At 66.5% G+C, this 12,325-nt stretch carries 10 protein-coding genes; 7 read left to right on the forward strand and 3 right to left on the reverse strand.

Translation table 11 applies throughout. The features are described 5' to 3' along the window. The first annotated feature begins 7 nt into the window (after positions 1-7). From lysS to AC1AZA_RS05950, 4 genes are all read left to right on the forward strand, one after another. Positions 8-1,690, forward strand: coding sequence for a lysine--tRNA ligase (gene lysS / locus AC1AZA_RS05935; RefSeq protein ID WP_476513821.1), 1,683 nt, complete (start codon positions 8-10; stop codon positions 1,688-1,690). Positions 1,691-1,800: 110 nt separating this feature from the next. Beyond that, entirely contained in the window at positions 1,801-2,898 is a 1,098-nt protein-coding gene (gene menA / locus AC1AZA_RS05940; RefSeq protein ID WP_476513822.1) for a 1,4-dihydroxy-2-naphthoate octaprenyltransferase, read from the forward strand. 100 nt (positions 2,899-2,998) lie between these two features. Continuing rightward, entirely contained in the window at positions 2,999-3,739 is a 741-nt protein-coding gene (locus AC1AZA_RS05945) for a phosphoglyceromutase (protein WP_476513823.1), read from the forward strand. A 668-nt stretch (positions 3,740-4,407) separates the two neighbouring features. Then, positions 4,408-5,709, forward strand: a complete 1,302-nt coding sequence (locus AC1AZA_RS05950) for an MFS transporter (RefSeq protein ID WP_476513824.1) — start codon at positions 4,408-4,410, stop codon at positions 5,707-5,709. Between the two features lie 148 nt (positions 5,710-5,857). Here AC1AZA_RS05950 and phoU read toward each other — a convergent pair whose 3' ends face one another. Further along, complete coding sequence (gene phoU / locus AC1AZA_RS05955; RefSeq protein WP_476513825.1) at positions 5,858-6,538, reverse strand: phosphate signaling complex protein PhoU; 681 nt, start codon at positions 6,536-6,538, stop codon at positions 5,858-5,860. A 254-nt stretch (positions 6,539-6,792) separates the two neighbouring features. Here phoU and AC1AZA_RS05960 point away from each other — a divergent pair, with 254 nt between their 5' ends. Next, on the forward strand, positions 6,793-8,025 hold the full coding sequence (locus AC1AZA_RS05960) for a sensor histidine kinase (RefSeq protein ID WP_476513826.1): 1,233 nt from the start codon (positions 6,793-6,795) through the stop codon (positions 8,023-8,025). 26 nt (positions 8,026-8,051) lie between these two features. On the opposite strand, the gene AC1AZA_RS05965 is transcribed toward AC1AZA_RS05960, so the two are convergent. After that, entirely contained in the window at positions 8,052-8,306 is a 255-nt protein-coding gene (locus AC1AZA_RS05965; protein ID WP_476513827.1) for a DUF2530 domain-containing protein, read from the reverse strand. A 71-nt stretch (positions 8,307-8,377) separates the two neighbouring features. On the opposite strand from AC1AZA_RS05965, the gene manA reads away from it, so the two are divergent. Further along, the gene (gene manA / locus AC1AZA_RS05970; protein ID WP_476513828.1) at positions 8,378-9,832 is read left to right on the forward strand and encodes a mannose-6-phosphate isomerase, class I; all 1,455 of its coding nucleotides are present in this window, start codon (positions 8,378-8,380) and stop codon (positions 9,830-9,832) included. Between the two features lie 19 nt (positions 9,833-9,851). Here manA and serC read toward each other — a convergent pair whose 3' ends face one another. Next, a complete protein-coding gene (gene serC / locus AC1AZA_RS05975; RefSeq protein ID WP_476513829.1) occupies positions 9,852-10,994 on the reverse strand; it encodes a phosphoserine transaminase in 1,143 nt (380 codons plus the stop codon). Between the two features lie 314 nt (positions 10,995-11,308). On the opposite strand from serC, the gene AC1AZA_RS05980 reads away from it, so the two are divergent. After that, positions 11,309-12,250, forward strand: a complete 942-nt coding sequence (locus AC1AZA_RS05980) for a CHAP domain-containing protein (protein ID WP_476513830.1) — start codon at positions 11,309-11,311, stop codon at positions 12,248-12,250. Positions 12,251-12,325: the final 75 nt, after the last annotated feature.

Consider the following 12,325-nt stretch of genomic DNA (forward strand, 5'->3'; position numbering starts at 1 on the left):
TGAAACCATGGCTGAAGTAGAGAACGTTACCGACAACGAAACCCCCGAAACCCCCGCCGCGCCCCGGATGACCACCGTCGAGCGCGCCGAGATGCTCCTCAAGCAGGATGCGACGATCCGCGAGAAGATCGACGCCGGCGCCACGCTGGACGAGGCGGTCGATCCTTCCAACAAGGAGTTCGGGCCCCTCGCGCACCCCGAGCAGGTGCAGATGCGCGTCGCCAAGCGCGCCATGATGCTCAAGGCCGGCCTGCAGCCCTACCCGGTGCATCTGGACGTGACCGCCACCATCGAGGAGGTCCGCGCCAAGTACGACGGCACGCTCGAACCCGGCCAGGAGACCGAGGACATGGTCGGCATCGCCGGCCGCGTGCTGTTCCTGCGCAACGGCGGCGGCCTGTGCTTCGTGCAGCTCGCCGCGGGCGACGGCACGAGGATTCAGGGCATGATCTCCAAGAAGGAGATCGGCGCCGACTCCCTCAAGCAGTTCAAGCAGCTCGTGGACTTGGGCGACCACCTCTACCTCAAGGGCCGCGTGATCGCCTCCAAGACCGGCGAACTGTCCGTGTTCGCCACCGAATGGGCCATCGCCTCCAAGGCGCTGCAGCCGCTGCCCGCCCTGCACAAGGACCTCAACGACGACACCCGCACCCGCAAGCCGTACATCGGCATGATCGCGGACGAGAAGACCCGCAACATGGTGCGCAACCGCTCCAAGGCCGTCGCATCCCTGCGCCACACCTTCGCGAGCCACGACTTCCTCGAGGTCGAAACCCCCATGCTGCAGACCATCCACGGCGGCGCCGCGGCCCGTCCGTTCACCACGCACATGAACGCGTTCGATCTGGACCTCTACCTGCGCATCGCCCCGGAGCTGTTTTTGAAGCGCTGCCTCGTCGGCGGCATCGACCGCGTGTTCGAGATCAACCGCGACTTCCGCAACGAGGGCGTGGACGCCACGCACGCCCCCGAATTCACCATGGTCGAGGCGTACCAGGCGTACGGCACGTACGACACGATCGGCCAGCTCGTCAAGGAACTCGTGCAGACGACCGCCATGGACGTCTACGGCTCGCACAAGGTCACCCTGCTCGACGGCACCGAGTACGACTTCGGCGGCGAATGGAAGACCATGAGCATGTACGGCTCCCTGTCCGAGGCGCTCGGCGAGGAGATCGTGCCCAACGGCGGCCCGGACAACCCCGGCACCTCCGTGGAGCATCTGGGCGAGATCGCGGACAAGCTTGGCGTGGAGCGCGACGAAGTGGAGAACCACGGCAAGCTCGTGGAGCACCTGTGGGAGCACTTCTACGAGGACAAGCTGTACGAGCCCACCTTCGTGCGCGACTTCCCGGTCGAGACCTCCCCGCTGGTCAAGGGCCACCGCTCCAAGCCCGGCGTGGTGGAGAAGTGGGACCTCTACGTGCGCGGCTTCGAGCTAGCCACCGGCTACTCCGAGCTCAACGATCCGATCGTGCAGCGCGAACGCTTCGTGGCCCAGGCCAAGGATGCGCTCGCCGGCGACGAGGAGGCCTGCGACATCGACGAGGACTTCCTCGAGGCGCTCGGCGTGGGCATGCCCCCGGCAGGCGGCATGGGCATGGGCATCGACCGCTTGCTCATCGCCCTGACCGGTGCCACCATCCGCGAGACGATCACGTTCCCGCTCGTCAAGCCGCTCGTCGGCTGATCTGCGCCCGATCGCGAATCAACGAAAGCGCTCCTTCCGGGGCGCTTTCGCCGTAGTGACGCCGTAGTGCCGCGGTGGTGCCACCGTGGCGTTCCCAGTATACTGATGCCATGTCTCTGGGATTGTGGATTCAGGGCGCGCGGCCCAAGACGCTCCCGCTGGCCGTCTCGCCGGTTCTGGCCGCCTCGATGGCCATGTGGACGACCGTGATCCACGGTGCGTGGGGAGATTCACCCATGACTCTTCCGTGCCCGGCGGTCGGCGGTCGGCCCCCGATCGACCCCAGTGGCGACTACGGCCTGTGCCGGACCTCGCCCGGCTGGTACGTCGCGGTCACGCTGCTGTGCCTCGGCGTGGCGCTGTTCCTCCAGATCGCCGCCAACTTCGCCAACGACTATGCGGATGGCGTGCGCGGCGTGGACGAATCGCGCGGCGGCAGCGAGTCCGCCACCGGCAAGCCGCAGCGGCTCACCGCCTCCGGGCTGGTGTCGGCGAAGCGTGTGCTCGCCGCGTCCGGCGTCAGTGCGGCGCTCTCCTGCGTGTGCGGGCTGGCGATCACCGTCCTGACCGGCCACTGGTGGTTCATCGCGCTGGGGCTGGTTTGCCTTGCTGCCGGCTGGTACTACGTCGGCGGCCGGCACCCCTACGGCTATCGCGGCTGGGGAGAGGCGTCCGTGTTCGTGTTCTTCGGCCTTGTCGCCACCTGCGGCACCTCCTACGCCCTGTCCGACAAGGTGCCGTTCCTGGTGATGTGGATGGCGACGGCGCTTGGCTTCGTCGCCGTCGGCGTGCTGTGCGTGAACAACCTGCGTGACGTCGACGACGACGCGCTCCACGGCAAGCGCACGTGGATGGTGCGGCTGGGCCGGGGGCGCGGCACCGTGCTCGCCGCCGCCATGCCGGTCGTGGCCGTGGCGATGTTCGCGCTCTCCTATGCCGCGCGCAATCCGATCAACCGTGTGATGGGGGACGCCTCCATGCCGTGCGGCATAACCGCCGACGGGCGGCCGGCATGCCCCGTCGTGCCGCAGACCGACATTGCGCTGGCCGTCGGCTGCACGGTCATGCTCGCCGTGGCCGTCGTGCTGTGCGCGCTCCTGTGCAGGGCCCTGCTCGGCCGGCGCTACCGGGCGGCGCTGCCGATGGCGTCACTGCTGTCTCCGGCACTGGCGCTGGGCTTCGGATTGCTGTACCTGATGGGCGCGTGACGGTCCGCTGCGGGAGCCGGTCGGTGAACTGTGGGCAAACTGTCCACAACGGGCCGCCCGCCTCTCGATTTTGGCCGTGGCGGGCGCTAAACTGCAAACTATGACTTACAAACTAGTACTGCTCCGTCACGGACAGAGCGCATGGAACAAGACCAATCAGTTCACCGGCTGGGTGGACGTCCCGCTGACCGAGCAGGGCGAAGCCGAAGCCAAGCGCGGCGGCGAGCTGCTCAAGGAGAAGAACGTCCTGCCGGACATCGTGTTCACCTCCCTGCTGCGTCGCGCCATCAACACCGCCAACATCGCCCTTGACGCGGCCGACCGCCTGTGGATCCCCGTCGAGCGCAGCTGGCGCCTCAACGAGCGTCACTACGGCGCCCTGCAGGGCAAGAACAAGACCGAGATCCGTCAGGAGTACGGCGACGAGAAGTTCATGCTCTGGCGCCGCTCCTACGCCACCCCGCCGCCGGAGATCGATCCGAACGACCAGTACGCGCAGAACCATGACCCGCGCTACGCCGGCGACCCGGTGCCGGAAGCCGAGTGCCTGGCCAACGTGGTCGACCGTGTGAAGCCCTACTTCGAGTCCGCCATCGAGCCCGAGCTGCGCGCCGGCAAGACCGTCCTCATCGCGGCTCACGGCAACTCCCTCCGCGCCATCGTGAAGATGCTGGACAACCTGTCCGAGGACGAGATCGCCAAGGTCAACATCCCGACCGCCATCCCGCTGCTGTACGAGCTGGACGACGACTTCAAGCCGGTCAAGCCGCGTGGCGAGTACCTGGACCCGGAGGCTGCCGCCGCCGGTGCCGCCGCCGTCGCCGCTCAGGGCCAGAAGTGAGTTTCTGAGCCCGTTCAGGCTTCATAGGGCCATCCCCGTGACGGGGATGGCCCTTTTTCTTGGGTTTTTCTTGGCTTTTCGGGGCGGGCCGGTTCACGCGATGACTTCGCGAAAATCTTGTGAACCGGGCCGCATGTTCGCTTTTCTCCCTGTTCTCTTGGAATTGCAGGAAAATCGGTGTGCGGATGCGATCGACTCTGTGAGCTTTCCCGGTTCACAAGTTGCATTGCGATTCATCGCGTGAACCGGCCTCGCCCGTGATATGCTTGTTTCATCATTTCACCGCGTGGCAAAGTCGCCATCGCCGATGCCGGAAGGGGTCATCATGGTGGTCATGGTCGAAGAGGGACGCTAATCCATATGGTCGCTGGGCCGTTCAATGCATCCGACCGGCTGGTTTTCTGGCCATGCCGGTGCAATCCTGCCATGCCGGTGAAATCCAATGCCCGGCAAGGGCTTCATGCGCATTGACGCTGCCCGCCCCGCCGACAGTGCCGTCAGCATCGCGTTGCCGGTCGGACGACCCATGCAACGCGGACGGCCGCGTCCCGTTCTCTCGATCATGACATGTCGCAAGGCCCACCGGCCACGTCGTCATGCATCGCTTTCGCCAGTTCACTGTTCTCCGCATGTTTTTCGCTGCGGAGAACCGGCATGGAAACGAGACCATGATGCCTGCCAACCCCAACCCCGTGAATTCACTCAACCCCGATTCCTCCAAATCTCTGTGGCGCACCCCGCACTACGCCACTTGGTTCGCCGCGGACACTGCCGACGTGTTCGCCGACGCCCTGCAGACCTTCGCGCTGCCCCTCATCGCCTTCCACGTGTCCCGGTCCGAATTCGTGGCCGGCACGCTCGCCACCGTTGCCTCGGTCGTCATGATGGTGCTCATGCCCATCGGCGGGGTGATCGTGGACCGTCACGAACGCCGTGCGCTCATGATCGCCCAAGGTTTGGGGCAGTGCGCCGTCGCCGCGGTATTGGCGGTCTGCGTGGCGACCGGTACGCTCACCGTGCCAGTCCTGATCGCCGCCGCGCTGGCTTTGGGCATGATCTCGGGATTACTCGGCGCCTCCACGGACGCCATTCTGCGCTCACTTATTCCTTCCGAGCGGTTTGCCAAGGCCCAGGCGGTGCGCGAGGGACGCGAATCCGCGGTGGGGCTCACATCCAGTCCCGTTTCCGGCGCATTGTTCGGCATGGCGGCGTGGCTGCCTATGGCCGTTTCCGCCGTCATCTCCCTTGTCGGCGGCATCTGCGCGACTCTGCTGCCCGGGCGCGGCGAGCCGGAACGCGAGGACTCCGGGACCGCCGCCGAAGCCGGGGCTGCACCGTCCTCGTTCCTTGCCGATTTCGCCGCCGGCTGGCATTGGACGCTCACCCGCCGCAGACTGCCATGGATCATCCTGTTCGGGGCCCTGCTCAACATCAGTTTTGCGGGACTGGAAACCGGCGCGCAGCTCAAGCTCATCGCCGACGGGGAGAGCGGTCTGCGGATCGGCCTGATCTTCACCGGAATGGGCGTGTGCTCGCTGATCGGCGCGTTCGTCGCCGGCAAGGTGGCGGACCGGCTGCCCGTGGGGCCGACCGTCATCGCCGCGACGGCGTTCAATCTGTGCTGCTTCGTACCGCTCGTGTTCGATGCGTCGTACGTCACGGTGCTCGTATGCCTGTCCGCGATCGGTCTGGTGATGCCTACGCTCAACGCCGGGCTGTTCGGTTTCATGTACGGTCGCACGCCGGAGGACATGCAGGGCCGTGTCTCCTCGGTGTTCGAAACGTTGGTCGGGTTGCTCGGCGGATTCGCTCCGATGGCCGCCGGATGGGCGTTGCAGTATGTGCCGGGCGGATTCGCCGTGGTGGCGGCGGTGACCGTTCTGTTCGGCGCGCTGAGCTTGCTGATCGCCGTGTGCACCTCGATCCGCAGCATTCCTGCATCGAAGGACTGGGGCCGCTGCGAGGTGTGATCCGCGTCCGGAATAGCCCCCGAATCAGCAGCCGGGGCTACTTTCGAACGGTGTCGAAAGAAAACGAGGAGCCGCTGGGATTGCTCCCACGCGGCTCCTCGTCGTCATATCATTTCAGCCCTACTGAAGTCAGCTGAAGTATCTGGCGTCAGTCGATGTCGGTGCCTTCGTCCGGACCGGGCTTCTTCGAAGGGTCGAAGCCGGAGACGATGTAGACCACGCGACGGGCGGCGGACACGGCGTGATCGCCGAGACGCTCCAGGAAGCGGCCGGTGAGCACCAGATCGATGAGGTGCTGCTTGTCGCCGTCGTAGTTGTCGGCCAGCATGATCTCGAAGGTCTGGTGGTGCAGCTCGTCCAGCTTGTCGTCGTCCAGAATGATCTGCTGGGCAACCTGCCGGTCGCGGTCGGACAGCATGACCGGCAGACGGTCGGCGGTGGTGTCGAGGAACGCAACCATCTGCTCGATGAGCGGACGGGATTCGTCGGTCAGGGCGGACTGCGGGTAGGTGCGACGGGCCGTCTCGGCGATGTGCTTGGCCAGATCGCCCATACGCTCGAAGGTAGCGGCCAGACGCAGGGTGGAAACCACCACGCGCAGGTCGGTGGCGACCGGGTTCTGCTTGGCGAGCAGCTTGACGCACTGGTCGATCACGCTGGATTCCAGCGCGTCGATCTCGATGTCGCCATCGATGACGGTCTGAGCGGCCTCGACGTCGGAGTTGAGCAACGCCGCACCGGCACCCTTGATCGCCTTGCTGACGTCCTGGGCCATGCGATCGAGATCGTCGGCGACAGCATTCATCTCCTCGTTGAAAATAACGCGCATTATAAGCCTTTCCTCTATGGTTACACCTCTTATGGTTACAACCTAGATCATTCTATTCGCTGGGAACGATCGACGCCAATGCAAAGGGCAAAAGCCACCGCGTGTTGGTTGAAAGTTCACCTTGGCTTCGATCCCGCGATCGCCCGTGCAGGTGGCGGTTCGGCGCCGGCGCGGTGGCGGTTCGGCGCCGCTCATTGCACTCCGTGCGGCGCGTTGGCGGCCCGTCGTCGCCTCGCGTCTGTCACAATGGTGACATGGGAGCATTGATTTTCGTCGTATTCGGCCTGATCGCCCTGGCCGTGGCCGCGTTCGTGGGGTTCGCGGTCTACGGCATCCTGCATGACAGGCTGACCGAGCATACCGGCAACATGCCGGTGACCAGCATGATCGGAGCGCGGTGGCACCGATGGAGCAAGGAGCACCGTCTGACGCGTGAGACGGGGGACGGCCTCGGCGAGGACGACCTCAACGGCGAGACGGCGGCGCTGCTGTCCATGCTGCCGATCTGCTCGATCGTGGTGGGTCCGGACGACGAGGTGATCCGCTGCAACCCGCAGGCGTACCGGCTGGGCGTGGTGCGCGACGATGCAATCGTGGACCGGACCGTGCTCGATGCGGTCGACCGGGTGCGCGCCGCCGGCGGCAAGGAGACCTTTGACCTGACCACGCAGACCGCGCCCGTTGCCGCATCCCCGTCCGAAGCAGGCGTATCCCGTCCCAACTGGCTCAAGGTTTCGGTGGGCCGCGTGGGCGGGTTCGTGGTGGTGCTGCTGCACGACGTGAGCGATGCGGTGCGGTTCGCGCAGACCCGCGACTCCTTCATTGCCAACGTGTCCGAACAGCTGCTCAAACCCACCGCCGCGCTGGAGCGCCTCTCCACCGACCTGAGCGAACGCGCCACCGACCCGCAGCGCATCGCCGAGGATGCCGGCGAGGTGCGCCACGCCAGCCGCAGACTCAACCGCATGGTGTCCGACCTCCTGCTGCTCATCAAGGTGCAGGAGCCCATCGTGCCATCGAGCGCCAACCGGCTGTCCCTGCTCGCGCAGACGCGCGACGTGGTGGATTCGCTCGCCCCGCAGGCCGCCGACCAGCGCATCAGGCTCATGCTGAGCGGCGATCGGACCCTGACCGTCAACGGCGACGGCGACCAGATCCGCATGGCGATCACCAAGCTCGTGGAGAATGCCATCGGGTATTCGCCCGAAGGCAGCGCGGTGAACGTGGCCGTGGCGAAGGCCAAGGACGGCGAACATGCCGTGGTTCGCGTGGTCGATCAGGGCTCGGGCATCGCCAGAGACGAGCAGGAGCGCGTCTTCGAGCGGTTCTACCGTGGCGCGCAGCAGAACGAGCATACGCGCGACGGCATCGGACTGGGATTGGCGATCGTCAAGCATGTGGCGCTCACCCACCACGGTTCGGTGAGTGTGTGGAGCGCGCCCGGCTCCGGCAGTACGTTTACCCTCACGCTGCCGCTGGCGCGCTAGACGGGCGGGCGCGCGCCCCGGACGGTCTACTTGCCCAGACGGCGGTAGTCCCAGCGGTGGAAATGCTCCCAGATGAGCATGAGGATGCCGATGACCGTGCCCGACACGCATACGATGAGCGGCTGCATGCCGGTCACGTCCAAGGCCAGCAGGACGGTGGCCACCACCAACGCCACCACCCATATGGCGGTGACCGCCAGAAAGGCCTTCTGCAGATCCACCTGGATGGGTTTGGGTGCGGGCTTGCGCACTGCGGGATCGAATATCGGCGCCAACTTCATAGACTTCACTGTACCGCAACGGTAGGCTGGTGGCCTGTCCGGTGTGGTACGGCAGGAAAGGAGCTTCGCGCGTGATCGAGATCGAGCCGGTGACCAAACGCTATGCGTGGGGTTCCCAGGACCGTCTGCAACGCCTGTTCCGCCTGCCCGCGCAGGGTGGCCCGCTCGCCGAGATGTGGTTTTCCGGGCATGCCGGTTCTCCTTCGGCGTTGCGGCCAGACGGCAGCGCAAAGTCCGGATCGCCCGCCCTGCCGCTGGACGAGGCCATCCGCCGCGACCCGGAACGCATGGTGGGGGCCACGTCCTCCCGCCTGTTCGGTCCCGTGCTGCCCTACCTGTTCAAGGTGATCTCCGCGCGGATCCCCCTGTCTCTGCAGGTGCATCCGGTGGGGTTCGAGGCGCGCGCCGGCTACCACCGCGAGCAGGCGGCCGGCATTCCCGCGGATGCGCCGGAGCGCTCGTTCAGGGACATGCTCGCCAAGCACGAGATGGTGGTGGCGTTGGAGCCGTTCGAGGCGGCCGTAGGGTTCATGCCGCCGCAGATGGCTGCCCGCGCGCTCGCCCCGCTGCGCGGCGTCGCCCTGGCGGACCGTATGCTTGCGGCGCTCGCCGGCATGCTCGGTCCCGACGCCGCGGTGGCGGACACGCTCATGCCGGATGCGGCGATCGCATGGCCCGAATCCGGCAAACGCCTGTTCCGTGCCTTCTATGCGGCGATCGGCGCCCGTCCGGAGGAGATCGGGGATCTGCCCGCCGCATTGCGCCGGGCCAGGGCGGATATGGAACGTGACGCTTCGCCGGGCCGATCGGGTGATCTGGGTGAGGGCGATGCCATGCAGCCGGTCCGCGCCTTGGCCAACGCCTGCGCCGCCGCGGACGCATTCCCCGGCGACCCGAGCGTGCTGGCGTTGCTGCTCATGAATCCGGTGCGGCTGGAGGAAGGCGATGCGGTGTTCATTCCCGCCGGCCAGCCGCACGTCTACCTGCATGGCACCGCCGCGGAGATCATGACCAATTCGGACAACGTGCTGCGCGCCGGCATGACCGTCAAACACCGGGACGTGACGAACCTGCTGCACAGTCTGGACTGCCGTCCGTCGGCACCGATCGACCCTAGGTCCTCGCGGTTCGGCGCGATTGCCTCCCCGGGGCTGGTGACCTATCGGCCGAACCTTGGCGAATACATGCTTGCCTATGGGCATGTGGGGCCGGACGGGGAGGAGTCATGGCCGATGGTACGGCGGTTCATGGCGCGGCATGCGGGGATGGTCCCGCAGCTCGACCTGCCACGTCTGACGTTGCCGCGGTTGGCCATGCCGAATCTGGGCCTGCCGCAGCGCGGCCCTCGCGTGCTGCTGTGCTGTGCGGGCCGCGTGCGGTGCTCGGATGCGACCGGCACGCGCGTTCTGGAACAGGGGCGGGCGGTATTCGTTCCTGCGGGCGACGGCCGCCTGCGCATCGGGGCGGATGCCGGGCCGGACGGCGACGTCAACGGCACCTATCTGTTCGCATCCACCCCGTTCTGAGGCTCGGTTCTCGGGCTCGTCAGAGGTGCTCGACCACGTAATCCACGCACTGGGTGAGCGCGGCCACGTCGGACGGCTCCACGGACGGGAACACGCCCACGCGTAGCTGGTTGCGTCCCAGCTTGCGGTAGGCGAACGTGTCGTAGATGCCGTTGTCGCGCAGCAGTGCCACCACCTGCGAGGCGTTGATCGAATCGTCCAGATCGACGGTCACCACCGAATGCGAGCGGATGGCCGGATCCTTGACGAACGGCGTGGCGTAGTCGCTCTGCTCGGCCCACGAGTAGAGGATCGAGGCCGACTTGGCGCAGCGGGCGGTGGCCCATGCCATGCCGCCGTTGTCGTTGAGCCAGCGCACCTGATTCTCCATCATCACGAGCGTGGCTACGGCGGGCGTGTTGAGCGTCTGGTCCTTGCGCGAGTTCGTCAGCGCGGTCGTCAGCGACAGGAACGGCGGCACCCAGCGGCGCGCGCCGGCCAGAGACGCCGAGCGTTCCACGGATTCGGCGCGTTCCACGGCGGCGGGGGAGAGGACCGCCACCCACAGGCCGCCGTCCGAGCCGAAGGCCTTCTGCGGGGAGAAGTAGTAGGCGTCCGTCTCGCGTATGTCCACCTTGAGTGCACCGGCGGCGCTGGTGGCGTCGATGAGCGTGAGTGCGCCCTGTTCGAGGCTGCCCGGCACGCGGCGGATCGGTGCCTCCACGCCGGTGGAGGTTTCGTCGTGTGCCCAGCAGTAGGCATCTACGCCGTCCGTGTATTCGGGCAGGCGGCAGGTGCCGGGTTCGCCCTCGTAGATGGCCGGCTGCTCCAGGAACGGCGCCTTGGCCGCCGACTGGGCGAATTTCTTGGAGAACGAGCCGTACACGCCGTACGCGGCACGGCGGTTGATGAGCGAGGCGCAGGCCACCTCCCAGAAGGCGCTGGCGCCGCCGTTGCCCAAGGCGATCTCGTAGTCGTCCGGCATGGAGAAGAAGGCGGCCAGCCCCTCGCGGATCGAGGCGACCAGATGGCGTACGGGCGGCTGGCGGTGGGAGGTGCCCAGCAGCGTTCTGCCGGCGGCGGCGAGGGCGTCCACCTGCTCGGAGCGGATCTTGCTGGGGCCGGAACCGAAGCGGCCGTCCTCGGGAAGCAATGCAGCGGGAATCGTCAATTCGATGGTCATGGCACACAGCGTAGTCGGAATTCGCTCGGATGGCGACGGTTGCGTGCGCATGTTGGGACATGCGGCGCGTCCCGGTCCGACACGCCGGGGAGACGCTGCGCGGTATCCCCTTCCTCGCATGCAAGGGGACCGGCTGCATTGCCGGAAAACAGGGGGTTTCGCGCGGTATGCGAGCCCCGCATGCATATATATAGTGCACGGCTGCGGCGCATGGCGGCGTGGACGGATGACATGCGGCGGTTGTACTGTACGTGGTTGTGATGGTTGTGTGACGCGGCAAGGGCGTGTCCCATCACGCCAAGGAGTGATTGCCGATGAGCCATGCAGCGCACAAGGCCCCCAAGGGCACCCGCGCAAAGCGCACGAACCTCACTCCCGCAGTGGAAGTCGCGCTGGCACAGAAGCTCAACGAGATGGCTCCCGTGACGCGTCGTGCGATGCGTCAGGCCGCCAAGGCCGCCGCCCGCCGCAACCAGATGATGATCGGTTCCGCCTTCGCCGCATTGCTTGGCACGGCCGCCGGCGCCGTTGCACTAGCCAATCCGTTCAACGGTTCCGTGCAGCTTGCCGAGCCTGCACAAGATAATGTTTCCGCCTCCGTGAGTGTGGCCTCCGCCACGGCGTCCGCGGCCTCCCGCTCCGAAAGCCGTCAGGCGCTGTCCAACGTGGCCGAGGCTCCCGCCGAAGGTGCCGGCGACGGTAGTGCCGCACAGGATTCCGGCACCGTGCTGGACGACTCGCTGGTGCAGGGTGCACAGGATGCCTCGTGGTCGGTGGAGGACGGCAGCGCCGCACTCGACGTGTCCAAGATGTCCAAGTCCACGGCGGACAACCCCGTGGTGGCCCAACTCATGGACGCCAATGCCTCGGTGCTGCCGGAAGGCTTCGATCCGAACCATCCGACCAACGACTACGGCTCCTCCTACGCGTTCAGCCAGTGCACGTGGTGGGCGTACAACCGCCGCCACCAGCTCGGACTGCCCGTGGGCACGCATTACGGCAACGGCTACCAGTGGGCCGATTCCGCCCGCGCACTCGGCTACTGGGTGGACAACACCCCGCGCAACGTGGGAGACATCATCGTCTTCCGCCAAGGTCAGGAAGGTGCCAGCTCGCAGTACGGGCACGTGGCCATCGTCGAGGCCATCAATCCGGACGGTTCCATCACCACGTCCGAAAGCGGTGCCTCCTACAACGGCCGCACGTTCAGCCGCACGTTCACTAACGTGCACGACTTCCAGTACATTCACTACTGATGCGCTGCTGATCGGTCCGGACGGTCGGATCGATCCGTTTCGATCTCATTCTCCCAGAGTGGAACACGGCGTGTC

The organism is Bifidobacterium sp. LH_389 (assembly GCF_056357235.1).